This is a genomic window from Paenibacillus sp. W4I10, assembly GCF_030816325.1.
GTDB classification, from domain to species: Bacteria; Bacillota; Bacilli; order Paenibacillales; family Paenibacillaceae; genus Paenibacillus; species Paenibacillus amylolyticus_B.
The window spans coordinates 3,569,936-3,595,995 of the sequence record NZ_JAUSXX010000001.1 but is presented as its reverse complement, the minus strand read 5'-3'; the positions used below and the strand labels follow the sequence as shown (position 1 = coordinate 3,595,995).

Here is a 26,060-nt window from a genome sequence, read left to right as displayed (position 1 = left end):
TTAGGATGATTGAACGTTATCGCACGGTTCGAGGACCGGGCAATCTGGAAATTGTAATCAAGAAGTCGCGATTTATCGGTCATATTATGCCGGTCACGACAGAGGAAGAGGCTGTTGCCTTCATCGATGAGATCAAGAAAAAACATTGGAATGCAACTCATAACTGCTCTGCATATATGATTGGGGAGCGGGACGAGATCCAGAAGCAATCCGATGACGGGGAACCCAGCGGAACAGCAGGAAAACCCATTCTTGAAGTGATCAAAAATCAGAAATTAAAAAATGTGGCAATTGTGGTTACGCGATACTTCGGGGGAATTATGCTTGGAGCTGGCGGGTTAATTCGTGCTTATACGGATGGAGCTGTAGCAGCCATTGAAGCCGGAGAAGCCATTACCAACGTGCTGCATCGTGAAGTGTTTGTTGAACTGGATTATACGTGGCTGGGTAAAGTGGAAAATGAGTTAAGAAGCCGGGAAGTCCGTACAGGTGAAACTGGATTCACCGATAAGGTTACGTTGACTTGTCTTCCGCCGGATAGTGAAACCGAGGCTTTTGTAGCCTGGATCACGGATTTGACGCAAGGGCAATCCCGGATCACGGAGGGACAGCGGCTTTATTTTATTGAAGGGGAATAAAATATATGGCTAGAAGAGCAGTCGAACAGGAGTTGTCGAGGGAGCGGATACTGGAGGCGGCGAGGCACCTTTTTATTACCAAAGGATACCGCGCCATTTCGATGCGAAGCATCGGCCAGCATCTAGGCTATAGTCATGGGTCGCTGTATTATCACTTTAAGGAAAAAGCAGAGTTGTTCTATGCTATCGTGGTTGAAGATTTTAATCATTTGGGGCATTTGCTGCTGCAAGCCATGGTCAGGCCGGTTCGTGATGGTGTGAGCAAGGTAGAGCATATCATGATGGAGTTTATTCGCTTTGGTCTGGAGAATCCATATCAATATGAAATTATGTTTATGATTCGGGACGAGGAACTATTGTCTTATTGTCGGACCGAACAGGGACGTTGCTTCGAGTTGTTTGCTTCAATTATTAGGCAGTACATGAACGAAGAAGGTTGTACGGAAGAGGATACTCAAAATGTACCGCGTACGCTATTTTTGGCTATGCACGGATTCATTTCTTATTACATTCAGGACCGTTTAACGTTTGTGGAGATTGAATCGTCTGCGCTGTCTCATGTCAAAGTGCTGTGCCGCAATCTGGGTCAGCAGCCTGGCGTCCAATAATGGCGCTATTGTTGCACCCCTACACTTCAGGGCGGTGATTTGTCATAACTTTAATTCTTTATAACGTTGTCTCGCGAAAGTTAGTATGCGCAGCAGACCAAGTCAGGCGGCTCCGACCCGGAATGAGGGTGGACCGCCTGTTTGTGTTTGCAAAAATGAACGAGTAGGTGGCAGGCCTATTGGACCCAACTAACCTTCCATGATTTTGAGAAAATACTCCCGCTCACGCGGTCCATCGAATTCGCAAAAGTAAATACCTTGCCAGCGGCCAAGCAGCAGCCTGCCTTCGTGAATAATCACCGTCTGTGATGGCCCTGTTGTGATCGACTTGAGGTGAGAGGCTGTATTGCCTTCGGCATGTCGATACTTGGGATGCTTCCAAGGATACACTTCGTCCAGACGTAACAAGACATCATGTTTCACATCCGGGTCTGCATTTTCGTTGATGGCAATCCCCGCCGTCGTATGTGGGCAGTAGATGAGCACCGTCCCGTTCTGCACACCGTTACTCTGGACAACCTGCTTCACGTCCCGTGTGATATCCTTGATTTCATCTCGTGTGGAAGTGGATATATTCTTCGTATATAACATGTTAGATCACTCCTTATATTTCTTTACTTACCCTCGATTGTACCTTAACCACTACATAACAAACAAACCACATATGAAGACGGATATGTGAATCGCACAATAACGGAGAGGTCAGAAATAACCTGAAGTGATTTTATTAATTAATCTCAGATGTGGCCCAATTATATTCAATAAAAGCATTGACGATTAGCACTGCAAACTGGTAAAGTATCAGAAAAGCAAAACCAAGTAGACTAATGGGAATAATATTAAAGTAATATCATCCAACTTAGGAAAAATGTCGTATTGAAGCCAGGAAGACTGCCGACCGGAGCTAAAGCCGGAGGCTGGGAGGGAACGCAGCAATGAATACCGTTCTTCGTCATAAGGGATGGACTTGGGGATTCCGCAGTACCGTATTGTTATATTTTATCGTACTTATTGTACTTCCAATCATCGGTGTGTACGTCAATTCCTTCTCTGAAGGATGGAGCAACTTTGTTCAGAGCATTATGGACCCTATTGCGTGGAAAGCCGTACTGCTGACCATTCGGCTGGCCGTGATTGCTACGCTAATTAATGTGGTTCTGGGCACGATGATCGCCTGGGTGTTGACAAGGTATCGCTTTGTCGGCCGATCGTTTCTTAACAGTCTGGTTGATCTCCCGTTTGCACTGCCAACAGCGGTGGGCGGTTTGATGATTATGCTGCTTTTGGGTCCGGTCAGTGCCATCGGGAAACTGGCAGAATCCATGGGATTTGAGATTGTATTTCACCAGCCCGCCATTGTTATCGCGATGACTTTTGTCACATTTCCGTTTGTTATTCGTGCAGTGCAGCCTTTGCTGGAAGAAATCGATTCTTCCGAGGAAGAAGCCTCGTACACGATGGGAGCATCGAAGGCTCGCACGTTCATGCAGGTTATTCTGCCGTCCATGGCACCTGGCATGATCAGTGGGGGGATGTTGGCTTTCTCCAGAGGACTGGCTGAATTCGGAGCTGTCGTGCTGGTGGCTGGTAACATTCCGGGCAGAACACTGACCGCTTCCGTATTTATCTACGGGGAGATTGAAAGTGATAATCCAACGGGAGCCGCTGCGGTATCGGTGTTGCTCCTGACGCTCTCCTTCCTGATCCTCTGGCTGATCAATCTGGTGCAGATGCGGGGGAGAAGACGATGAGACGACTCTTAATTGGACTGACGTTTGCGGTATTTATTGTACTGCTGATCATCCCGCTTGGACGCATTTTTATTGGCGCATTTGAAGACGGGGCAGGTGGATTCCTGAAAGGGCTGATGCGCCCTGAGGCGTTACACGCCTTGATGATGACCGGACTGGTGGTTCTGGTGGTCACCCTGTTAAATACATTGTTTGGCATCATGATGGCTCTGTATCTGGTTCGTGCCGGATGGCTGAGTGAACGGATAAAAGGGCTGCTAAACAGCATTGTAGACCTGCCTTATGCCGTATCTCCTGTTATTGGCGGCTTGATGATTGTGTTGATGTTGGGACCTAACAGCATTATGGGCGCTTTTTTTGAAGGGATTGGATTCAATGTGGTCTATGCCTTCCCAGGTATGGTGATCGCAACGTTATTTGTTACCTTTCCACTGATGGTCAGAGAGGTTATGCCTGTCCTCCAGGAACTCGGTTCTCAGCAAGAGGAGGCTGCATCTACACTTGGCGCCTACGGCTGGAGGACGTTCTGGAGTGTGACCTGGCCTTCCATCCGCTGGGCGGTAGTGTATGGTCTAGTCTTGACGGTTGCGCGCTCGCTTGGGGAGTTCGGTGCAGTGCTGGTTGTATCGGGGAATATTATGAACAAAACGCAGACCGCAACAACCTTGGTGTATCAGGATGTTGAGAATTTTAATGTGGCTGCCGCAAATGGTGTGGCATTGGTGCTGGTCACCTTCTCCGTCGGGCTGCTGCTCATGATGGAATGGGCCAAGAAGCGAAAGGAAGTGCATTGATATGCATGTAGAAGTCCGTGATTTGAACAAACATTTCGGTGATTTTCATGCGGTAAAAGATGTCTCATTCGATATTGCCAAAGGCCATCTGATCGGTCTGCTTGGACCCAGCGGTGGCGGGAAAACGTCCATTCTGCGGATGCTTGCGGGTCTGGAGAATCCGGGTTCCGGAGAGATTCGCTTTCACGGAAAAGTCGTGAACCATCTGCCTCCACAGGAGCGGGGCATCGGATTTGTATTCCAGAACTATGCCTTGTTCAAACATATGACGGTATTTGAGAATATTGCTTTTGGACTCAAGGTCAAGAAGACACCAAAAGCCCAGATCCGTGATCGGGTGATGGAACTTGTTGAACTGACCGGATTAAAAGGTTTTGAACAGCGCTATCCACATCAGTTATCTGGTGGGCAGCGTCAGCGTGTGGCTTTTGCCAGAGCACTCGCCCCGGAGCCACAGCTATTATTGCTGGACGAACCGTTCGCGGCCATTGATGCCAAGATCCGTCAGGAACTGCGTTCATGGTTGCGGGAGCTAATCGAGCGGGTAGGAATCACTTCGATTTTTGTAACGCATGACCAGGATGAAGCGATTGAAGTGGCGGACGAAATTATGATTATCAGCCAAGGGCGTCTGGAACAGAAGGGCACACCTTGGGATATCTACAAAAACCCGCAGACACCGTTTGTCGCTACATTTATCGGGGAGTCTACGGTTGTGGAGGATGCTTCCCAGTTGAAAGGATTCGAACATGCCGTCGAGGGTGAACACACCAAAGCGCTGATTCGACCGGAGTATATTGAGATCGGCTTGAAAAACGAATTCACCATGTTGTCTGCAACGGAAAAAGGTACAGTCAAACATCTTCATTTCCGCGGTAGTGAATGGATGGTAGAGGTGGACGTACAGGGTCATAAGTTAATCACATATCGTTCCCTGGAGAAAACGACATTGGAGATCGGTCAACAAATTCGAGTCCTTGTACACCGTGCATACCTGTTCAATGACTCCAACAGTTGGGTGGTTGAGAACCGACTGAAGGAAGATCCGATGCCGGTGATGATTTAGATCAAGTGGAAGAAAGGGGCTGCCCATGCAGACGAGGAAGAAGAAAGCCATACTCTTATATGTTGCCCTCATACTTCTGCTCGTCTGCATGACCGCTGGATGCAGCAAGCAGGAGGAGTCAAGCGAACAGAACGAGCCCTCTGGTAACGATTCATCCAATACGCTAGTGATTGGTGCTTATAGTGTAGCGAAAGATGCTGTAGGCGAATTGCTGCCCAAGTTCCAAGAGGAGTGGAAGGCAAAAACCGGACAGACGATTAACTTTCAAGAGTCCTATGAAGCTTCGGGCACACAGGCAAGAGCCATCGTTGGTGGATTCGAGGCTGATGTAGCCTTGCTCGCGATGGAGAGTGATATCGAGAAGTTGGTCAAAGCCGATCTGGTTAGCTCCGATTGGAAACAGACCCCTCATGAGGGCATGATCACCCGTTCAATTGTTGTTCTGGGCACAAGAGCGGGCAACCCGCTCGGAATTCATGATTTTCAGGATTTAACCAAGCCGGGAGTGAAGGTACTCTACCCTAATCCAAAGACATCCGGTGGTGCACAATGGGATATTAATGCCATTTACGGTGCTGGATTGAAACTGTCGGAGGAGCAAGAGGGGAAGAAAGATCCTGCCGCAGCCAAGGCTTTTCTCGAACAGGTACATCGTAACGTTGAGTCATTGGACAAGAGTGGGCGTTCTTCGATGGCGGCATTTGAATATGGTGTGGGTGATGTAATCGTCACGTATGAAAATGAACTGCTAGCCCGGATCGCCAAAGGTGTGGATTATGACATCGTTATTCCGAAAAATACGATCCTGATTGAGAATCCGGCAGTTGTGGTGAATAAATATGCCGACAAACATGGGAATCGTGAACTTGCGGAAGCTTTTGTCGCCTATCTGCGTACACCAGAAGCACAGCGCATTTTTGCCAAGCATGGTTTTCGTTCAGTAGATCCGGATGTATTTGCACAGACGGAGTCCACATTCCCAACGCCAGAAGGACTATTTGATATCAATTATCTAGGGGGATGGGACGAAGTTCGCAGTACGTTGTACTCCAAACGCGGCGTGTGGTATCAGGTGCTCGCGGGATTATGAGTATGGCTGATGTAATCGAATAGGTAACCGAGCATGTGGAACTAAACCTTCATTTCAATGGAAGTAGAGATGGAGGTTTTTTACTGCCAAAGGGTTATAATAGAGGTATACTGAATCATGATTGTTACATAGTACTAGCAGGAAGGTGTGAGTTGGATGAGTGCAGAGATCAAATTATCCCAAAGTACAGCAATTCGACTGGAGCAGGCCCGAGGTAAGGGGATGCCTGAGGAAGAAATTTTAAAAGCCATTCAAGCCAAAGACGTTTCCGCTTTTGACGCCGTGTCTGAAGAGGAATACCGATATAACGAATTTTTCTCGTATGCGGATGAGCATGGTGAAAATCTGGAGGCAGCAGTGAAAGACGGCTACCGGATTACCTTTAACACGCGTGGTGGACTCGGAATCTGGTTGGAAAAGGCCTTTAAGGTACAGCCAGAGAGAGACTTCACAGTGGGTGAAGGAATCGTCACCGGATTACAGCTGAAACCGGAGCAGGCAGAGGTGCTGGCGAAACGGCTTGCGTCGAACTGGGTGATTACGGATTCGAAGGATGTACCTGCGGGTCAGGAACTGACGTTGAAGCTGCGGGCACTGGTGTAGTTCCAGCGCCGAGTGTGACTCGAATTAATGAGTCGTGGCCTGTTTAAAAGGTAAGGCCTGATCTTCATGCGGATGACCCGCTTATAAGGTTGCACCACATGCTGACGAAGCGTACGCTCCCGAATGGAGCGAAGCATGGAATTAAAGTCTGACGGTGAACGGTCAGACCACAGACTGTCCCGAATTGCAGTGGAGAACTGCAGCGGGATGGTCTTTTTTTTGCAAAAACAGGGGTGGACGATTACAATTTACATATCATTAATTCAGGGGGAATGCGGATTGAATCAGCTAACATTTCTGGGCACTGGCGATGCGATGGGCGTTCCACGTGTGTATTGTGATTGCGAAATATGTACAGAGGCAAGGCTTACGGGAGAAAATAAACGGAAACGTTCTTCTGTTCTGATTGACGGTGGTGGGGATGGTGCGAATGAACAGTTCATGATTGACTGCGGACCGGACTGGAGATCACAGATGGAGGATCAGGGATTACGTATGGTGCATACGCTGCTCATCACTCATGCCCATTTTGACCATATTGGAGGATTGCCGGAATGGGCGGATGCGTGCCGCTGGCTGGGTGTAAAGGGACGTTTGTATGCACCACGTGAAGTGATTGCGACCATTCAGGGACAGTTTCCCTGGTTGGGTCGTCATATGGACTTTCTGGAAACGGATGATGATATTGAACTGGGCGGCTGGAAGGTACATTCCTGGAAAGTATGCCATGGACATAACGGATATTCGTACGCATATCGGCTAGATCGAGACGGGTATAGCTGGGCGTACTGTTCAGATGCTATTGACCTGAAGACATCCGAAAAAGAGCCGTTGCACGGACTGGATCTGCTGGTGCTTGGAACAAGCTTTGTGCATGAACTTGCTGAATTCTCAACACGTTCCGTGTACGATATGCGTGAGGCGCAGGAGCTGCTGTGGGAACTGAAACCGGGTCATACTTATTTTACACATATGTCTCATGACGTCGATGTACGGCAGAATTATAATCTGGATCAACGTATTACGATTGCCCTTACCGGGATGAAGGTGCCGCTTGGAACATTAAAGCTGGAAACGAATGCGTAACCCAACTTAACTAGCGTAATAAAAATAAATTCAGAAGAGCGTATCCTTTACAAGGGGTTCTTCGTTTACATAGTGTAAGTCAAAATCAATCAGGAACCAGCAAAGGGGGGCCCCCAAGATGGCCTTTGTGAAGTCCGTGGATTGCAGAATCAACAGACCACATGATGATGGTAAACAAGATAAATTCGATATTGAATTCAATGGCAACGACAGAAAAAATCAATTGAACCAAAGCATCCATACCGTACTACCCGATCTGATGGGTTCGTTGTATGCGTATTGTTTATCTCTGACGAAATCAGTTCCAGACACGGAAGATCTGGTTCAGGAGACCTGTCTCAAAGTATTGTCGTCGAGAGTGGTTGGATCTTCCGGGATGAATAAAGATATAAACTGGGAAGCTTATCTGATTCGTATTGCACGCAACAGCTGGATTGATATCTTACGTCAGCGGGAGAGATTGGCATATAAACTGGATAGCTTGAAGCCGCTCTTGCACGAGATGGAGGAGGAAAGGCGATTCGAGGAGATGGAGTCTGCCGTACAACTTCTTGTAAATACGCTACCACCGTGGCAGCGAGTGATATATGTATTACGTGAATTAATGGGTTATAAGGCGGCAGAGACTGCGGAAATGCTGGATACGACAGAAGGTGCTGTGAAAGCAGCCTTAAGTCGAGCCCGCTCTGCTATAGCAGAAGTGAGGCACAGGTTGGAACAATCGGACACAGAATTGCAGTATGAGGAGGGCGCAGTGGAGGACAATCGGGAGGAACTGCGCAGCTATCTGCTGGCATTTCGTAATGGGGATACAGCCCGAATCATTGATCTGTGCCTGAATCGGACCGATGATCCGATGGCTGTGGCGGGGACGATTTTGCAGCAGACTTTGCCGTCTCCATCCATGCAGCCAATGATGTACGGGTACTCTACTTCTGGCATGAACTCGATGTCATATGGAGGCGGGTACACGATCAACATGGTTGCCTAAACCGAGGAGGCGACACATATGAATGTAGTGCCCTATGTAGTGGAACAAACTGCTCGCGGAGAGCGGAGTTATGATATTTATTCCCGTTTGCTCAAAGACAGGATCATTATGGTGTCCGGAGAGATTGAGGATCAGATGGCAAATGCCATCGTGGCCCAGTTATTGTTTTTGACTGCAGAGGACCCGGAAAAGGACATCCAGATGTACATCAACAGCCCTGGTGGGTCGGTGACCGCAGGATTTTCGATCTATGACACGATGCAATTCGTGAAGCCAGATATCTCCACGATCTGTACAGGTATGGCGGCAAGTTTTGGTACGATATTGTTGGTGGGTGGAACAAAAGGCAAACGTATGGCATTGCCCAACAGTGAGATCATGATCCATCAGCCACATGGCGGTACGCGAGGGCAGGCGTCGGATATGCTGATTCATGCTAACCGCATCATTCAACATCGTCAACGTCTTAACAAGCTGTTAGCCGAACATACAGGACAGTCAATTGAGCGGATTGAGAAGGACTCAGATCGAGATTATTTCCTGACCGCTGCTGAAGCCGTCGAATATGGATTGGTGGATAAGGTCATATCCAGCTCATAACAGTAGCCCGGAAGGTCATGTGACCTTTCGGGCTTGATTAATCAAGAGGACGAACAGGAAACTGACGTCCTCTTTTTGTCGTCCAGATTAGCCAGTCCGTGTCTATGGATTGGATCAGAATAAGAACAATCAGAATGAGAACAATCTGAAATAAAGATTGACCATCGGTAGGTATAGTGTATATATTATATATATACACTATACCTACCGAAAACTATTTAACATCAATGAGGTGAGGAAAGATTAACATTTTAATATCGAACGCATCGAGTGATCCGATCTATATGCAGATTTTAACTCAGATCAGACAGAGCATCTTGAGCGGAGAATTGGTTGCTGGAGATAGTCTCCCCTCCATTCGGCAGCTCGCCAAGGATCTGCAAGTCAGTGTTATTACAACTAAACGTGTCTATGAAGAGCTGGAGAAGGAGAAACTGATCGATTCAGTTGTAGGCAAAGGGAGCTTTGTATCTGGAGCCAATCAGGACTTTATTCGAGAGCGGCGGATGAAACAATTGGAAGAGAAGATGCTCGAAGTGATTCGTGAGAGCAGAGAACTGGGCATGAGTTCACAGGATGTAATCCATCATCTTACATTGTTGGTTGAGGAGGAATAAGCATAATGAACGCTATCGAATTACGTAATGTAACCAAAACGTATCCCTTATTTAAAGTAGATAATGTATCTCTTGATGTGAAAAAAGGATATATCACGGGACTTATTGGTCCGAATGGGGCGGGAAAGAGTACTTTGATCAAAATGATCACGGGTCTGATCCATCCCGATAAGGGGAGCCTCAAGACATTGGGCAGTGAAATGCCCAATCAGGAAGTTGACATCAAGCAGCGCCTTGGCATTGTGTCCGATGAATGTTTTTACTATGAGCATCTAACGATCCGGGAAATGACACAAATGATCGCTCCTTTTTACACCAAATGGGATAATAAAGCGTTCAATGACTACTTGGATCAGTTCGAACTGTCTCCAAAAAAGAAAATTCAGGATCTGTCCAAAGGCATGAAGATCAAGTATTCTCTCGCCGTAGCTTTGTCGCATGAAGCAGATTTGCTGATTATGGATGAACCAACATCCGGGCTTGATCCTGTATTTAGGCGGGAACTGCTCGATCTGCTTGCAGATATGATACAGGACGAAACAAGGTCCATTATTTTCTCGACGCATATTACGACCGATCTGGAACGTATTGCAGACTACATTACGTTTATTCATCAAGGAAAACTGGTGTTCAATGAAGCCAAAGATGATGTGCTGGAAAGGTATACGATTGTAAAAGGGGATATGGATCTGCTTGATTCCGACATTCGGAAACATTTCATCGGAATACGCGAGACAGCCGTTGGTTTTGAAGCATTGTCGGATCATAAGGCAGAGGCCGAACAGTTATTTGGCAGGCTTGCTCTTTTACAAAGACCTACGTTGGAAGACCTCATTTATTTTACGGCGAAGGGAGGACGCAAATATGCTTAACTTGCTTCGTAAAGATTTCATTGTACTGAAAAGTTCACTGTGGACGATTGGGTTATACCTGGTGGTATTTAGTCTCGCCTTTATACCCCAGAGTGAACTGTCAATGTATTTTGTAGGCATCTACACAGCCTTTGGTTCGGTCATGCTGGCAACCATGATTGATATCAAGAATCATAATCATAATTTTCTGGTCACGCTCCCCATTAGCCGCAAACAGATTGTGAAAGCCAAGTACCTCTCTGCTATAGTCTATACGTTATTCGGGGTGCTCGTGTCGTTTGGAATTCACCAGCTTGTGAACCTGAATTATCCTGAACTGAACAAGCCAAATTATTCACTTAGGGATATTGTCATTGCCGTAGGCATGGTGCTTGTATTAGTTTCCATATACATGCCTCTTTTCTACGGACTTAGCAAAAAAGGTGCTGGTATCATCAATGCGATATTCATGGTCTGCATGATTATACTGGCGCAACCCGTTGCGTACCTCATGAGTATGGCCAACGAGAACGGTATGATTACCACAACGACAATGGCATTGGTTTCTGTAGGCATTATAGGTTTGTTTGTAGTGTCTTATCTAATTACGATCCGCCTGTTTGCAAGAAAAGACCTTTAAGGACATAGCGGGTGCAGGTAGAGAATATAGAACACCAAAAGTAAAGTCGCCACAAGGCGACTTTTTTTGATGTAGCAGAGTGAGAGGGCAATTGCATTTGATATTCTTCGGAGTGATGTCAGTTCCAGGAAATCCAAACCTTACATTTCTTTAGCCAGCGTAATAAGCCTGCTCATGCCTTCCCGAATCTGCTGCTCATGTGCATAAGAGAAGGACAGGCGCAGCTTGCCACTGGCGGAATGATCCGAAGAATCAAATACGGTTCCGGGTACAAAGGCAACGGATTGTTCCATGCATCGGTGAAGCAATCTCCCTGTATCCACACCCTCAGGAAGCTCTACCCAAAAGTTGAGTCCGCCCTCTGGCCGGGTCCACGTCCAGTCCGTTTCCAGCAGATATTGTTCCATCACTTCCATCCGTAGCTGGATGGCGGTCCGCAGCTTGGACAGATGCTGATGCATACGTTCTGACTGAAAATAACGGAGAAAAAGCTTCTGGTTCAGAAGGGGCGTTCCGTTATCTGTCAGTGATTTTACAGCCTGTAGTCCCGGCATGAAACGCTGACGGCATATGATGGCTGCAATTCGCAGCCCGGGTGCAACATACTTGCTGTAACTGCGGATGTATAGGGTGTGTCCAGTGGTGTCGTAGGTGAAAATGGGTGCAGGAGGTTTTTCCTTAAGATAGATATCATAGGTGCTGTCGTCTTCGAGCAGAAAACAACCATACTGTTCTGCAAGTTCGGGTAACTGCTTGCGCTGTTCTACTGGAACATTAATGCCGGTTGGATTCTGAAAGGTCGGTGTCATATAAAAGAGACGCGGCTTCTCACTTTTCATCAGATGTTCGATCTGCTCCAGATCATACCCGTCCGAGTGAATATCCGTAAAGATCAGACGAGCACCTTGTTTGCGGAAAATCTCCATTGCTGGTCCATACGTAGGCCGTTCCATCAACACCCGATCTCCGGGTTTGACCAGCGTCCGCGAGATGACATCGATCGCTTGCTGGGCACCCGATGTAATGAGCACTTCGTCTGCAGAGAGATAGAAACGTTCTTTTTTTGTTAGATGGCTTGCCAGCGCACTTCGCAATTCCAGATCTCCCTGAATTGTGGAATACGTTCCGAGCAAACGGGGATATTGATCTAGCAAATCACGCATTAGTTCACCCCAATAACGGTTGGGCAACAGAGAGGGATCGATTAACGATTTGGAAAACTGGTATTCTGCTTCAAGGGACTGTACTCGTGCTAGTGAATCCCAATGCAGCCAAGCAGACACGGCGGGATCATCCGCCTGATCCGTTACTGAGAAGGGAGTTGATGGACTGACATAATAGCCGGACTTGTCCTTCACATAAACACTCCCACGTTCCTTTAACTCCTGATAGGCTTTGAAGACGGTCAGACGATGTACGCCGAGTAGCTCGGACAGGCTTCGTACAGATGGCAGTTTTTCATGTTCGCCCCACTCTCCCGCTTCTATACGTACAACGAGATAATGGATGACTTGCTCATATAATTTCAGGCTGTTATCTGTCATCATCAAGGTTTTGCCCACCCGGCTCACACTCCTTTTAAACTCTATTGTAACAGCTAATGGGAGAAAACTGTTCTGTTTTGTTCATTCTGTTCTGTAGACCATGAGATATGATGGAGAACAGACAAAGGAGTGGTTATCATGGTGGGGATTGCATTTACGGTTATGTGTCTTATTTTCGGTACAACATTTCTGGCTATTAAAATTGGAGTAGAGGCAGGCATGCCGCCTTTTCTGTCAGCCGGACTGCGTTTTGTAATCGCGGGAGCGCTGATGTTTGCATGGATGTGGATGAAGGGCAAAGTGAGCTGGTCCCTGCTGTTCCGCAAGGAGATGCTGCTGACGGGAGCGGGTCTGACCTTCGGCACCTTTGCCACATTATATTGGGCTGAACAGCATGTGAGCTCGGGTGTGGGTGCTATTTTGTCAGCGACAGGGCCGCTGATGATTATGTTGATGCAGACGGCACTGTTACGGCAAAAAACATCTGCCCGTATGATGGTAGGCTGCCTAATCGGGTTCACCGGTGTGGTTCTGGTTGTACTGCCAGGTGTATCGCTTGGTGCAGGTTCCCTGTTCATATGGGGCTGTATTGCGGTATTGGTGGGGGAAGTCTGTTATTCGGCAGGTGCATTGTACTCCAAAAAGGTCATTCATCAGTTCAAGGAGGCTAGTCCTGTAGCAATCAATGCGGTGCAGATGATGTATGGGGGACTGCTGTTATCCCTGCTCTCGGCCGGAACGGAATCGTGGAATATGTCTGCTCTGGACTGGGTGCCTGCCGTCTCGTCGGTGATCTATTTGACTGTCATTGGCTCCATGGTGGGGCATAGTCTGTTCTATTGGATTATGTCACGCACTAATCCGTTATTCCCGGCAACCTGGTTATACATTTCACCACCCATTGCCGTGGGGCTTGGCGCTGTTGTCTATGGTGAGCATGTCAGCTGGGTTACGTGGATCGGTGTGGTGCTGGTCGTTTCAGGTCTGCTGGCGATGAATGAGAAGGTGAGCGGCTGGTTGAAGAAAAGAAGTCGTGCGAGGATGACAGTGCAGGCTTCCGAATCTGTTTTAAAATAGGTGAAGTTTGAAAGTATGCAGCTCAAACTCAAAATCAGCCATTGATTCTAGGTTGAGCTGTTTGTTATTCCAACATGATGTTCTCGTTAACCAGTAGGTAGTAATATTCATCCATCTGTTCTGCCGTAACATTTTCTTCATAATGTTGTATCCACCACGTCACAAGTAAACGAATCACCCCCGAGTGAAAATCCGCTACAAGTTCTATGGGAAGTGAAAATTGTTTACCTCTTCTCTTCAATTCCAGAAAATCTCTTCTGAATATCTCTCCGATATAATGTATGAAAAAGTTGTTAAACGCCTCATCCTTCTGTTGGTTCTGCACAATTGTCTCTAGTACATTTCCAAACAAAATTTTAGATACGCTTTGCAAAGGCTGCTGTAATCGATCTTCTACATTCATGTGTAAATAATCCCGAAGGACATAAGTTAGGGTGGAGGACAGTAGAGCAAATTTATCTTTGAAATGTTTGTAAAACGTTGTTCGGTGAACCATAGCTTTGTCACATATCTCATTAATTGTGATATTGCTGAATAGCTGGCCTTTCTCACATAACAGATCGAGTAGCGCCACCTTTAACAATTTATGAGTTCGGGTAACTCTCAAATCCACCTTTTTATCAATCATTTTCATCTACATCATTTCCTTATTGTAGTTTAGCTATATATTATCAACACAATGATTCTTACATGATACGAGATTTCAAGTGTATATTGGTATTATAAGTAATTTTTTGATAGGGCTACAAGTGTAGATAAAATATGATGGATTAGAGAGGGTGAAGTGGCGATGTCCGACATGAAAAAAGCTGTGGTGATCGGGGCAGGTATCGCAGGGTTAATCACTGCAAGGATGTTATCTGATTATTATGATGAGGTATGTATCATTGAGCGAGATGAATTGCCTTCGGAGCCGGCAAATCGGCAGGGTGTACCTCAATCCTTTCATCCACATCGTGTATTACCGCGCGGCGGACTCATTCTGGAAAATTACTTTCCCGGATACAATGACGAATTGGTCGCGCTTGGTGCCATTCCTTCACATGAAGAGAAGTTTATGATTGCCAATCGCTATGGTAGATTAGTTAATAAGGCGAATGCTGCTTCCTCATTCAAAATTGCATCGAGCAGCAGAGCTCTGCTGGAATGGGTACTGCGTCAGCGAGTCCAGCACATAGATCAAATAAGCTTCTTAACGAGTACGGAAGTTACCGGGTTAATGGCATCAGAAGATGAGCGTTCGATTACAGGCGTGTATACCAAAATAAGAGGTAGGGATAACCGGGAAGAAATGCTTGCAGCAGATATGGTTATTGATGCCTCGGGACGTTCTTCCAAATTGATCAAATGGCTTGAACAGATAGCGTTTTCCGTGCCTGAGCCGGAAGTGCTGAAGGTGTCGCTTGGTTACAGCACGCGCTATTATAAGATACCATCCTCTATTCAAAACGACTGGGGTACGGTGATAACAGAGTCCGATCCTGTGCAAGGAATTCGTGCAGGCATGTTGTGGCGCATTGAAAATGATATCGCTGGACTATTATTGTTCAACGCAGGAGGAGATGAATATCCTTCAACTCATCCGGATGAGTTCCAAGAGCAAATCAAACATCTGTTTGCTTCGGATGAAATCGTAGCGTTGGCAGAACAGCTGGAGCCTTTTCAAGGGCCGCGTGGATACCGTATTTCCGAGTCTGTCCGTCAACATTTTGAACTGATGGAGAATTGGCCCTCCGGGTTACTCGTCCTTGGCGATGCATTTTGCAGTTTCGATCCGATCCATGGCCAAGGCATGACGGTCGCTGCAATTGAAGTCGAGACCATAGAGAAATGTTTGGATGAGCAGCGAATGCATCCTGAGCCGCAGTTTGAGCGCCAAGTGTTACTTCGTATGCAGCAGGCCATTGAACCGGCCTGGTGGCTTAGTTCGGTGGCCGATCTGCGTTGGAAAGGGGTCGAACATGTTGGGCCTTCCCGAATGAAAGGGGTTGCGTTTGCTCAGAAGTATATAAACTTGTTTACTAAGCAGGCTATGAAAAAGGCGAGTCAGGAAAATAATAAACATCTCTTTTTTACCCAGTTCCTGATGAATGCTCTAATCCTTCCTCCAAGTGAATACTTTAAAGGTGAAATCCTGAACATGATCCTGAACGACAATGGTTCCGAAGAAGAAATGGAGTTAAGAGCGGAGCTTGGTGTCCAAGATCCGGAGCTGTTCCAGCAAAGAATAGATGAGATCATTCCGTCATTTCAACTGGAATTTGATGGGCAAATCAAGAAACTGCTGGAGTCTTTCCAGCATGCCATGAGCAAGTAAGAGACAATGAATCGTGGTGCGTGAAAGTCAGCGCATTGTTGCTCTCAAAACATAAAAAATAACAGAGAAATATAATCGTTTTAATAGGATAATGAACATATTTTTAAAATCAAAAAAACAGCCCTGCACGGCGAAATTCGCCGGACTGGGCTGTTCGTTGATCTTATTTACTCTGCGTTCAGCACAAACTTCTCAATAACCTCTTTTACACCGTCTTCGTTATTACTTGCCGTAATGTAGTCCGCCAGCTCTTTCAGCGCAGGGATGGCATTCCCCATCGCTACACCAAGACCAGCAACTTCGAGCATCTCATGGTCGTTCCATGAGTCGCCGATGGCAATACACTCGCTGAGCTGGTGACCGAAGTGGTCAGCCAGGAACGTAAGGGCGTGGCCTTTAGTTCCTTCATTGTGCATGATCTCCAGGAAGTAAGGTTTGGACTTTGTAATATGCACTTGTGGTCCGAGCAATTCACGCAGGTCAACGGCAACCTTATCCAAGTAGTCTGGCTCATCGATAATAAGCAGCTTCGGTGTTTTTTGTTCGATGACTTTGATGAAATCAGATTCGATATAATATTGGGTGCCGTTTAATTTGGCATAATCACGCAGCTTGTCGTTTTCCTCACGGGCATACAGCTTGTCGTCAATGTATGTTTGAAGGTGGAGATTGTTCTCCAGGCAGTAATCATACAATTTGCGGGAAGCTTCCTGTGGAACGTAACGCTCATAGAGGACTTTTTCGTCCAGCAGGTTTTTCACCAATGCGCCTTGATACGTAATGATCGGCACGTTAAGTCCGGTTTGACGAGCAAGCGCTTGTGCGGAAGCATAAGCACGTCCAGTCGCGAGTGTCACAGTTACACCATGGGCAACCGCTTGTTCCAGTGCTGTCTGTGTAGCAGGGGTAACTTCCTTGTTGTCGTTGATCAGGGTGTCATCAATGTCGATTGCAATCAATTTGTAGGTCATCTGTGTTTCTCTCCTTTTTTATCTGTATCTATACCCGACTTTATTTATATCAGTTCAATATGAACGTTTTACACGAGAACGGAGAGGACAGAAAAAACCTGAAGAAGCAGAGCGTTCGCCTTTATCACCGGATTTTCCCTTTCGAATAAGGGAATCAAAAAATCTGGGGATAACAGCGATCGGAAGGTTATTCTGTCATCGGAGTGGCAGGTGTAAACATCCTTGGATTGAACTTATATACCTACTCTTCCAAAAAAACAAGGCCGATAAAGTCTTCCAGCTCAAGGTTGCCGAAGTAATGTTTTACGTCCAGGCCCTCAAGTGCAGTACGCACCTCGGATTCCTCATAACGTTTGCCGCGCAGCATATTTTCGATATCCGCCACATCGCCTACACCGAAGAAGTCACCAAAGATTTTGATATCTTCGATGCGTCCATCCTTAATGTTCATGCGCAGATCGATGATGCCAACAGGGAATTTGCGAGTGTGCTTCACATTGCTTTCCGGAGACAAGCCATAGTTCCAGTCCCAGTTGTTATAACGCTCAGCAGAGATTTCCTTGATTTTGTCCCAGTCCTTGTCAGTCAGCTTGTATTGCGGGACGTCTTGTGGCTCCATTCTGAAAATGTGACGTAAAAGCTCATCACGGAACTGCTCAATCGTCAAGTTGGTGTCAATCAGATCCCGTATGTTGGCGACCCGGCTGCGCACGGACTTGGTGCTCTTGGATTTGAACTTCTCGGGATTGACGTTCAGGGAAGCCTGAACATGCTCCAGATTCAGATCAAACATCAATGTGCCATGACTGAACATGCGCCCACGTGTGGAAAACTGGGCGTTGCCCGAAATTTTCTTTTCGCCGACTTGCAGATCATTACGCCCGGTCAACTCGGCATTTACACCAAGCTCGTGCAAAGCTTCAACCACAGGCTGGGTGAACTTGCGGAAATTGTGGAAGGATTGACCGTCATCCGCTGTAATAAAACTGAAATTCAGGTTGCCCAGATCGTGATATACCGCTCCGCCTCCCGAAAGACGACGAACCACCTGCACACCGTTATCCTGAACGTACTCGATATTAATTTCTTCAATCGTATTTTGATGTTTTCCGATGATGATCGACGGACGGTTGATGTAGAACAGCAGATAGCTGTCATCCTCCATCGGCAGATGCTTCAGAATGTACTCCTCAATGGCAAGGTTTACAGAAGGATCTGTAATGCCCTGGTTGTCTACAAACAGCATGGTCATTCCTCCATTAATGTATGTGAGGGATTGCTAGTCCCTTATGTAGTGAACCTTGGATATCAAACGGAACCGAAATTCCTCTTCTATTGTAAACGAATTATGGTTGGGACACAAAGAAAACAGGATTGACCCACACCTCCCGTGCCATCCATAATAAAAAGGACATACAGAAAGGATGACGGAAGAATGACCGGTTATATCGAAGTATTCGGACATGGCGGGGACGTGGAGACGGCTGCGTCACGATTTGGGAGGGAAGCCGCTGATTTTCTGGATTTCAGTGCCAACATTAATCCGCTCGGTCCGCCCAGAGGGGTGCTGAAGGCTATACAGCAAGGATGGCAGTCGGTGATTCGATATCCCGATCCGGGGCATCGGGGATTCAAAGCACTGCTGAGCGAGCGTCTTGGTGTGATGCAGGAGCAGATTTCCGTGGGCAATGGTGCAGCCGAAAGTATGGCGCTTATTCTACTGGGGCTTGCCCCGCGCAAGGTGGGTACGGTGGAACCGGGATTCTCGGAGTACCGCGCATTGGCCCGACAATTCGGTGCTGAGGTAGTGCATACGAAGGGCAGAGAAGAACTGGCGTGGCGAGCGGAACCCAATGACATTGAGCAGCTCATGGAAAAGGTAGACCTGCTCTTCCTTGGCCAGCCCAACAATCCGAACGGTGTACAATATCCGCTTGAAGTATTGCAAAGACTTGCCCGTAAAGCAGAAAAAACGGAAACCGTACTCGTCATTGACGAGGCCTTTATGGATTTTATTCCGGTAAACCGGCGTCAGTCCCTGGCAGCACATCTGAGCGACTATCCCAATGTAATCATCATTCGTTCGATGACGAAGTTTTATGCCATTCCGGGCTTGCGTCTCGGCTATGCTTTGGGTCGTGCGGAATACATCCAGGCGATGACGAAGAAACAGGTGACGTGGAGTGTTAACGGTCTGGCGCTCATGGCAGGTGAAGCCTGTTTGCACAGCGGAGAACGGTACGAACAGGAGACCATATCACAGATCACGGGGGAACGGGGGCGTCTCATCGCTGGACTGCAGGCGTATGGATGTGCGGTGACACCGGGAGAAGCGAACTTTATTTTGGCACGTGTTCCAGCGCCTTGGACAGCAGCATCCATGCAGGAGGCGCTGGGCCAAAGGGGTATCCTGATTCGCAGCTGTGCCATGTATCCGGGGCTTGACGAAGGGCATGTACGTTTCGCGGTCAAGGATGCAGACGCCAATTCCACATTACTCGAAGTGCTGGGCAGCGTGCTGGAAAGCAAGGGATATCCAAATGTCGATCAGTCTTCCATTCATGAATCAAGTCAGCAGGAGAAGGCGAATAATTCGGAACAGGAACAGGGAGGGAAGCGGTCGTGACACTCCCGTTTTATAACTACTTTGCCAATGGAGTAACAGGTGAGAATGAATATGCGTCCTCTTCCTGGCCGGGACTGAACATATCTGCATATGAACGACATATCAAAGCACAGAGCCCAAGGTCAGCCCAAGCGCTGTCGAGTGCGGTATATGGCGGCGGGATGCTTGAACTGGATCGCATATTTAACATCTATGTGGACAGGCATTACCGCTGTGATGATCCGCCCCGTGATATCGAACAAGCACTGAACGAATGGCAAGAGCCAGGGGATCAATGTGCCGGATTATTGACGGCCGTAAGGCTGGAGCATACCTCCATTCAGGAATATACAAGTGATGAATTTGGTCTTCTGTGCTGTACCACTGCGGGTGTATCGAATGCCGCACGCGCGGGGTCGGAGAGAACGGTATTTGATGCGGCGGGAAATAAGACGATGTCTTCCGGCAGGGAGCGCTCTGCTCCTTCAGCACGGAATCTAACGATGGCCCCCTATGTCCCGGGTACAATTAACATCATGCTCTGGTTGAATGGACGCATGACCAGCGGGGCGATGGTGAATGCAGTACAGACGGCGGTGGAAGCCAAAGCGGCCGCGTTGGCGGACGCGGGTGTTCTGGATTCGGAGAACGGTTTGCCCGCCACCGGCACCACAACCGATGCCATTGTGTTGGCGGTACGTCAGGCAGTGGAGGAACCTCATCCGATGATCACATATGCCGGGACAGCCACTACGGCAGGGGCGGCGATTGGCAGATTGGTGTACGACACGGTGACAGAGAGCCTTCGGGCCGGATTGTATGGAAAGAGAGGGTCGGGCACAAATGACTTTTGAGCTGGAGCATCTATGGACCTGGCCGTTCTGGACAGGCATGGCGGGAGCCTGGATTATTATACTGTCTTACCTGTTGGACCGATGTATCGGAGATCCGCGCTGGATTCCCCATCCGGTGATTGGCATGGGAAAAGGCATCTCGGCGTTGGAGCGTGTCATTCGCTCGCGTGTGAACACAGATTCGGGGCTGAAGAGAGCCGGGCTGTTGTTCCCAATTGTGATTGCGGGGGGTTCCTTTGCCATCACATGGGGACTCGTATATATGCTTGGGTTGATTCATCCTGTCATTGCGGTGGCAGCTGAAGTGGTGCTCATCGCAACGACCATTGCTTCAAAAGGGCTGAAGGATGCAGGTATGGAAGTGTATCGTCATCTAAAGCAGCAGGATTGGCCGGCTGCCAGACGTTCACTGGGCATGATTGTAGGCCGTGATACAGCGCATCTGGACGAACCTGAAGTTGTGCGGGGAACGGTAGAGACGGTAGCTGAAAATATCGTGGATGCCATTGTATCGCCGTTATTCTATGCGCTCATTGGAGGCGCTCCACTAGCCATGGCTTATCGCGCCGTCAACACACTGGATTCCATGGTCGGATATAAAAATGACAAGTATCTGCATCTTGGTTGGGCCTCGGCCCGTCTGGATGATGTGGCGAACTGGATACCCGCCCGGCTGACCGCGATGCTGTTAATCGTGGGTGCCTGGGTCATGAAGCTGGACGCCAAAGGAGCAGCACGCATGGTCGAACGGGATGCAAGACTACATCCAAGTCCGAATAGCGGTTTTCCCGAATCAGCGGTGGCTGGAGCACTGGGCATCCGGCTTGGCGGACATAACGTGTATCACGGCGTTGCTTCATTTCGTGCCTACATGGGTGAAGCCACACGGCCGATGGAAGCCGAGGATATTGTGCTAACATCACGCCTGATGTTCTGGTCGGCAGGGGCTTTTGTGATACTATGCGTGTTCATAACGCTGGGGGTGTGGCTGGCAGGAGGAACGCTGTTATGGCCGTAAATGAAGAGAATGCAGGCAATGAAGTACATAGGGACCAACCCGGGCCGCTGAAACGAAACATTCTGTGGGTCCGTCATGGGACAACGCTGTGGAATGTGGAAAAAAGATACCTGGGGCATACCGAAATCGGTCTGCTGCCAAATGCCAAAGAAGAACTGGCTCCGCTTCATGAACAATTGAGCGGTGTTTCGTGGCACGAGGTATATTGCAGTGATCTGCTTCGCTGTCGGCAGACGCTGGAACAGATTCTTCCTGATGCCATCGGACAGGTGAAGTTCGACTCGCGTCTGCGCGAGAATGATTTTGGAGAGTGGGAAGGGCTGACGTATGATCAGCTCAAGGATAACCCTGTGTACCGAAGCTGGATTGATGCGCCACAGGAGGTCACTCCGCCCGGAGGGGAATCGTGGCAGGAGTTTACCGGACGGTTGGATTCCTTTCTCCAAGAGATGTTGTTGGAGGGTCGTCCTTCGATGCACGTTGATGAGGGGCGCGAGTCAACCATAGTTGTGGTTACGCATGGTGGTGTCATCCGCTATGTCTTGTCCCGTCTGATTCCCGGTCTTGGATTCTGGGATACACATGTTGTCCCGGGACAGGCGATTCAGGTTCAGCTTGATCAACAGGGGAATCAGTGGTTTGGCAGCAGAGTGACTTTTCCGCCAATCGGGTTGTAAGGATGTACAATATACCCTATAATCACAACAGAAGTGTGACTTCAGCATGGGTACAGATACGCTGCAGGGTGTGAAGCCTGAAGGAGTATGCAGCATGCAGAAATTACACGGCAATGGTTTACCATATCAGCGACCAAGGGTCCCGCGTGTGAAGGCTGTTTTCATGGCAGATTACTACGAGCCATGAAATACACAAGGGTGAAATGGGGAAGCCGGTGCAAATCCGGCACGGTCCCGCCACTGTAAAACAGGATGATTCCTGTAAGTCAGGTTACCTGCCCTGGACGTACAAACCGGTGTTCCTTCGAGGAAAGGACAGCGTTTCGGGCTATTCTATGCGCATGGACAACCCTTGGTTGAACATGTACAGATTGCCATATGCGAGACGTCATCCCTAATCCTGGACGTAAGGATTAGGGATTTTTTATTGTTCATGTAACATGAACGAGGCCAATTTTACACGAGGTCACTACGATTGCAGTACCATCTTCCGATCGCTGTTATCCCCAGATTTTTTTGATTCCCTTTTCGAAAGGGAAAATCCGGTGATAAAGGCGAACACTTCGTTTCTTCAGATCGGTTCTGCACTCTCCGTTAACGTGTAAATGTTGAGTTCAAATCTTGTACAGGAACACCAAGGCATGGGAGTAGGAGTTTGAGCACGATGCAAGAAAATAGTACAAATAGAGAAGGGGAGAATAACAGAATGAATTTCAAGAATTGGAAAAACGTAGCGTCCCTGCTAAGTGCAGCGGCACTCGCCCTGGCTTTGGCCGGATGTGGCAATGCAACAACAAACGAGGGCACAGGTACTTCACAGCAACCGGCACAGGAGCAGTCCCAAGGCCAGGCGCAGACAGACCTCAAAACCCAATATCCACTGACGATTACGGATGCAACGGGGGAGTCTTTCACTTTTGAAAAGGCGCCAACCAAAATTGTCTCTGTATCTCCAGCTGAAACGGAGTCTTTGTTTGCCCTCGGACTGGACAATGAGATTATTGGTGTATCCGATTATGACGATTACCCGGAAGCGGCAAAAACCAAAGCGAAAATGGGTGGCATTAACAAGCCGAATGAAGAAACGGTTATTGCAGCAGATGCGGACATCGTGTTCACTGGTATTTCAATGAGCGAGGATGCGGTGAAAAAGCTGCGTGATTTGGGTATTACCATATTCAAAACGGATCCCAAATCCATCGACGATGTCATGAGTAATATCGAAACGTTCGGTAAAATTACCGATCATCAGGAGCAGGCACAGAAGTTAATCACACAGATGAAGCAGGATGTAACGGATGTGACGGAAGCGGTGAAAGCCGTTAAACCGGAGGAAAAGAAAAAAGTATATATTGAGTTCTCCCCAGGTTGGACCGTAGGTAAGGGTGAGTTCATGGATGAGTTGATCACCGTAGCCGGCGGTACCAATATTGCTTCGGACCAAGAGGGTTGGTATGAAATTAATGAAGAGAATGTGATTGCCTCCAACCCCGATGTGATCCTGTATGCCAACGATGTGATTGATGAAAACTCCAAAACACTGGATCAGATCATCAAGGCGCGCAGCGGCTGGGATCAAATTACAGCGGTGAAAAATGATGCGGTTATTGGCCTGGATGCCAACCTGCTGAGCCGTCCGGGTCCACGTGTAACTCAAGGGTTGAAAGAAGTAGCCAAAGCGATCTACCCTGACTTGTTCCAATGAGTAAAAAGCTGATCCTGTTCGGAACGACGGGCATGGTGCTGCTGGTGCTCACCGTGCTCATCTGCACGGGCATTGGTTCAGTAGCGTTGCCGATCCGGGATATTGCAGGCATCCTGATTCACAAAATTCCCTGGGTGGGCGATTGGATTACACCGGATTGGAATAGGGCAGCCGAACAGATTATCTGGAAAGTCAGATTCCCACGTGTACTGCTTGCCGTGCTCGTGGGCGCATCGTTGGCGATTGCCGGTACGGGATTCCAGGGGGTTCTTCGGAACCCGCTGGCAGACCCGTTCACACTGGGCGTTTCATCCGGTGCTTCGGTGGGGGCAGCCTTTCTGATTTTCTTCGGATTGCAGTATGCACTGATCGGAATCTGGACGTTGCCACTGGTGGCGTTTTTGACGGGTGTAATCACGTTATGGTTTGTGATGGCACTGGCTCGTGAAGGGCGTAAAATACCTACACACAGCCTCATTCTGGCTGGTGTGGTCATGCAAAGTTTCCTGGGCGCAGTTGTTTCCTTCCTGTCGACCATGTCGAAACAAACCATTAATGAAATTATATACTGGACGATGGGAAGTCTGGCTCTGCGTGGGTGGTCGTATACGGCCATCCTTTTCCCGTATTTTCTGTTAGGACTGGTCTTTCTCTGGAGCCGCGCACGCTCGTTGAATGTGCTTGCACTGGGAGAACGTCAAGCGGCACATATCGGGATCGGGGTGGACAGACTCAAGCTGTCGGTACTGGCAGTTGGCACACTGCTGACCGCAGGTGCTGTCTCCGTATCGGGTGTCATTGGATTCGTTGGATTGGTGATCCCCCATATGTTGCGGCTGCTGGTGGGACCGGATTACCGACTGCTGGTACCTTTGTCTGCCATTGGTGGAGCGATCTTCATGGTGTGGGCCGATACCATCGCAAGGTCGTTGCTGGCGCCAACTGAGATTCCGCTCGGTGTTGTCACCGCCTTTGTTGGTGCGCCGTTCTTTGCTTACCTGCTGCACCGGAATAAAAAGTTGCAGAAGGGGATGATGCCATGAGTGAAGAGAAGGAAAGTCGTACGAATCAACTTCGGGGCATGGTTTCGGCTTCTAGTACAAGTACCCATTCCAGTACCAGTTCCAACTCGACTTCACTTATCTCCATTAAGGGAGCAGGGAAGTCATATGGCAATCATCAGGCACTGCGCAATGTAGACTGGCATGTTGGCGAAGGTGACTGGTGGGGCGTTGTCGGGCCAAACGGCAGTGGCAAGTCCACCCTGATCCAGCTTATTGCCGGAACGGAACAGTTAAGCGAAGGTCAGATACGTATCGATGGTCGAGACATTGGCTCTTACAGCCGTAAGGACCTGTCGCGCATGATCGCTGTATTGCAGCAGGACGGCTTGCCACCCATCTCTTATCCCGTACGGGACGTGGTGGAGATGGGGCGATATCCATACCAGAACTGGCTGGGGCGGGAAGTGGGCGATGGGGCACTTGTGGTGGACAGAGTGCTTGAAGACCTGGGATTGACTGGTATGGCGGACAGACCGCTGGATGCACTCAGCGGCGGGCAACGTCAGCGGGTCGCACTAGCCAAAGTTATGGCTCAGGAGCCGAGGTTACTACTGCTGGACGAGCCGACCACGTTTCTGGATATTAAATATCAATTGCAATTCATGGAATTGTTATCGGCATGGCGACAGAGAAATAACATTACGATTGTGGCTGTGCTGCATGATCTGAATCTGGCCGCGTTATTTTGCGATCACATTCTGGCGCTGCGTGAGGGCATTGCGGTTGGAAAGGGCACGCCTCATACGTTAATCAACGATGAGAATATCCAGGATATATTTCGCGTCAAACCCGCGATTGTCTCTCACCCCGACCATGCCATACCTCAACTGCTGCTGCGGCGGGACATCGATTAAATGAAGCAGGGCAACCCATATTTTGATGAAGGAAGTGCT

Annotated in this window: 27 protein-coding genes and 1 riboswitch; of the genes, 22 read left to right on the top strand and 5 right to left on the bottom strand. The window is 48.3% G+C overall.

Annotation, left to right across the window (positions count from 1 at the left end; genetic code table 11):
* The first annotated feature begins 5 nt into the window (after positions 1-5).
* Together QF049_RS16245 and QF049_RS16240 are read left to right on the top strand one after the other, a co-directional pair.
* Positions 6-638 carry a YigZ family protein gene (locus QF049_RS16245; RefSeq protein WP_036610785.1) on the top strand — a complete coding sequence of 211 codons (633 nt, stop codon included), beginning with the start codon at positions 6-8 and terminating at the stop codon, positions 636-638.
* Positions 639-643: 5 nt separating this feature from the next.
* Entirely contained in the window at positions 644-1,246 is a 603-nt protein-coding gene (locus QF049_RS16240; RefSeq protein ID WP_307538881.1) for a TetR/AcrR family transcriptional regulator, read from the top strand.
* Between the two features lie 189 nt (positions 1,247-1,435).
* On the opposite strand, the gene QF049_RS16235 is transcribed toward QF049_RS16240, so the two are convergent.
* Entirely contained in the window at positions 1,436-1,837 is a 402-nt protein-coding gene (locus QF049_RS16235; protein WP_307538879.1) for a secondary thiamine-phosphate synthase enzyme YjbQ, read from the bottom strand.
* 344 nt (positions 1,838-2,181) lie between these two features.
* On the opposite strand from QF049_RS16235, the gene cysT reads away from it, so the two are divergent.
* The 11 genes from cysT to QF049_RS16180 all read left to right on the top strand — a co-directional run bounded on the left by cysT (position 2,182) and on the right by QF049_RS16180 (position 11,335).
* On the top strand, positions 2,182-2,997 hold the full coding sequence (cysT, locus tag QF049_RS16230; protein ID WP_307538877.1) for a sulfate ABC transporter permease subunit CysT: 816 nt from the start codon (positions 2,182-2,184) through the stop codon (positions 2,995-2,997).
* A complete protein-coding gene (locus QF049_RS16225; protein WP_017689977.1) occupies positions 2,994-3,791 on the top strand; it encodes a sulfate ABC transporter permease subunit in 798 nt (265 codons plus the stop codon). Before cysT ends, QF049_RS16225 begins: the two co-directional genes overlap by 4 nt.
* A gap of 1 nt (position 3,792) precedes the next feature.
* Positions 3,793-4,857 carry a sulfate/molybdate ABC transporter ATP-binding protein gene (locus QF049_RS16220; protein ID WP_036610770.1) on the top strand — a complete coding sequence of 355 codons (1,065 nt, stop codon included), beginning with the start codon at positions 3,793-3,795 and terminating at the stop codon, positions 4,855-4,857.
* Positions 4,858-4,882: 25 nt separating this feature from the next.
* Positions 4,883-5,947: a sulfate ABC transporter substrate-binding protein gene (locus QF049_RS16215; RefSeq protein WP_307538876.1), complete on the top strand. Its 1,065-nt coding sequence runs from the start codon at positions 4,883-4,885 to the stop codon at positions 5,945-5,947.
* A 156-nt stretch (positions 5,948-6,103) separates the two neighbouring features.
* A complete protein-coding gene (locus QF049_RS16210; protein ID WP_105597729.1) occupies positions 6,104-6,550 on the top strand; it encodes a hypothetical protein in 447 nt (148 codons plus the stop codon).
* A 279-nt stretch (positions 6,551-6,829) separates the two neighbouring features.
* Positions 6,830-7,636, top strand: coding sequence for an MBL fold metallo-hydrolase (locus QF049_RS16205; protein WP_307538873.1), 807 nt, complete (start codon positions 6,830-6,832; stop codon positions 7,634-7,636).
* 118 nt (positions 7,637-7,754) lie between these two features.
* Positions 7,755-8,627: an RNA polymerase sigma factor gene (locus QF049_RS16200; protein ID WP_307538870.1), complete on the top strand. Its 873-nt coding sequence runs from the start codon at positions 7,755-7,757 to the stop codon at positions 8,625-8,627.
* Between the two features lie 18 nt (positions 8,628-8,645).
* Complete coding sequence (clpP, locus tag QF049_RS16195; RefSeq protein ID WP_307538868.1) at positions 8,646-9,227, top strand: ATP-dependent Clp endopeptidase proteolytic subunit ClpP; 582 nt, start codon at positions 8,646-8,648, stop codon at positions 9,225-9,227.
* A 242-nt stretch (positions 9,228-9,469) separates the two neighbouring features.
* Entirely contained in the window at positions 9,470-9,844 is a 375-nt protein-coding gene (locus QF049_RS16190; protein WP_036610760.1) for a GntR family transcriptional regulator, read from the top strand.
* Positions 9,845-9,849: 5 nt separating this feature from the next.
* The gene (locus tag QF049_RS16185; RefSeq protein WP_150366464.1) at positions 9,850-10,716 is read left to right on the top strand and encodes an ABC transporter ATP-binding protein; all 867 of its coding nucleotides are present in this window, start codon (positions 9,850-9,852) and stop codon (positions 10,714-10,716) included.
* Entirely contained in the window at positions 10,709-11,335 is a 627-nt protein-coding gene (locus tag QF049_RS16180) for an ABC-2 transporter permease (protein ID WP_307538864.1), read from the top strand. The genes QF049_RS16185 and QF049_RS16180 overlap by 8 nt, the downstream gene beginning before the upstream one ends.
* Before the next feature lie 140 nt (positions 11,336-11,475).
* Here the strand turns inward: QF049_RS16180 and QF049_RS16175 are convergent, their stop codons facing one another.
* Positions 11,476-12,897, bottom strand: a complete 1,422-nt coding sequence (locus QF049_RS16175) for an aminotransferase-like domain-containing protein (protein ID WP_307538862.1) — start codon at positions 12,895-12,897, stop codon at positions 11,476-11,478.
* Between the two features lie 120 nt (positions 12,898-13,017).
* On the opposite strand from QF049_RS16175, the gene QF049_RS16170 reads away from it, so the two are divergent.
* Positions 13,018-13,956 (top strand): DMT family transporter, encoded by a 939-nt coding sequence (locus QF049_RS16170; protein WP_307538860.1) that lies wholly within the window; start codon positions 13,018-13,020, stop codon positions 13,954-13,956.
* A 64-nt stretch (positions 13,957-14,020) separates the two neighbouring features.
* Here QF049_RS16170 and QF049_RS16165 read toward each other — a convergent pair whose 3' ends face one another.
* On the bottom strand, positions 14,021-14,590 hold the full coding sequence (locus QF049_RS16165) for a TetR/AcrR family transcriptional regulator (protein WP_307538858.1): 570 nt from the start codon (positions 14,588-14,590) through the stop codon (positions 14,021-14,023).
* 156 nt (positions 14,591-14,746) lie between these two features.
* Between QF049_RS16165 and QF049_RS16160 the strand changes: the two genes are divergently transcribed.
* Positions 14,747-16,273: an FAD-dependent oxidoreductase gene (locus tag QF049_RS16160; RefSeq protein WP_307538856.1), complete on the top strand. Its 1,527-nt coding sequence runs from the start codon at positions 14,747-14,749 to the stop codon at positions 16,271-16,273.
* Between the two features lie 167 nt (positions 16,274-16,440).
* Here the strand turns inward: QF049_RS16160 and QF049_RS16155 are convergent, their stop codons facing one another.
* Both QF049_RS16155 and lplA read right to left on the bottom strand, forming a co-directional pair.
* On the bottom strand, positions 16,441-17,244 hold the full coding sequence (locus QF049_RS16155) for a Cof-type HAD-IIB family hydrolase (RefSeq protein WP_062833159.1): 804 nt from the start codon (positions 17,242-17,244) through the stop codon (positions 16,441-16,443).
* Positions 17,245-17,485: 241 nt separating this feature from the next.
* Complete coding sequence (lplA, locus tag QF049_RS16150) at positions 17,486-18,490, bottom strand: lipoate--protein ligase (protein ID WP_237176486.1); 1,005 nt, start codon at positions 18,488-18,490, stop codon at positions 17,486-17,488.
* Positions 18,491-18,679: 189 nt separating this feature from the next.
* Between lplA and cobD the strand changes: the two genes are divergently transcribed.
* The 7 genes from cobD (at position 18,680) to QF049_RS16115 (ending at position 26,021) form a co-directional block, all read left to right on the top strand.
* Positions 18,680-19,870 carry a threonine-phosphate decarboxylase CobD gene (gene cobD / locus QF049_RS16145; RefSeq protein ID WP_307538852.1) on the top strand — a complete coding sequence of 397 codons (1,191 nt, stop codon included), beginning with the start codon at positions 18,680-18,682 and terminating at the stop codon, positions 19,868-19,870.
* Entirely contained in the window at positions 19,867-20,703 is an 837-nt protein-coding gene (locus tag QF049_RS16140; RefSeq protein ID WP_307538850.1) for an adenosylcobinamide amidohydrolase, read from the top strand. Before cobD ends, QF049_RS16140 begins: the two co-directional genes overlap by 4 nt.
* 37 nt (positions 20,704-20,740) lie before the next feature.
* Positions 20,741-21,721, top strand: a complete 981-nt coding sequence (cbiB, locus tag QF049_RS16135) for an adenosylcobinamide-phosphate synthase CbiB (protein WP_307543272.1) — start codon at positions 20,741-20,743, stop codon at positions 21,719-21,721.
* Positions 21,712-22,398, top strand: a complete 687-nt coding sequence (locus QF049_RS16130; protein ID WP_307538848.1) for a histidine phosphatase family protein — start codon at positions 21,712-21,714, stop codon at positions 22,396-22,398. The genes cbiB and QF049_RS16130 overlap by 10 nt, the downstream gene beginning before the upstream one ends.
* 147 nt (positions 22,399-22,545) lie before the next feature.
* A riboswitch (cobalamin riboswitch) is annotated at positions 22,546-22,695 on the top strand.
* Between the two features lie 409 nt (positions 22,696-23,104).
* Positions 23,105-24,103 carry an ABC transporter substrate-binding protein gene (locus QF049_RS16125; RefSeq protein WP_307538846.1) on the top strand — a complete coding sequence of 333 codons (999 nt, stop codon included), beginning with the start codon at positions 23,105-23,107 and terminating at the stop codon, positions 24,101-24,103.
* Positions 24,100-25,146 (top strand): FecCD family ABC transporter permease, encoded by a 1,047-nt coding sequence (locus QF049_RS16120; RefSeq protein ID WP_091015237.1) that lies wholly within the window; start codon positions 24,100-24,102, stop codon positions 25,144-25,146. The genes QF049_RS16125 and QF049_RS16120 overlap by 4 nt, the downstream gene beginning before the upstream one ends.
* Positions 25,147-25,184: 38 nt before the next feature.
* Complete coding sequence (locus QF049_RS16115) at positions 25,185-26,021, top strand: ABC transporter ATP-binding protein (protein ID WP_373428349.1); 837 nt, start codon at positions 25,185-25,187, stop codon at positions 26,019-26,021.
* The last annotated feature ends 39 nt before the right edge of the window (positions 26,022-26,060 follow it).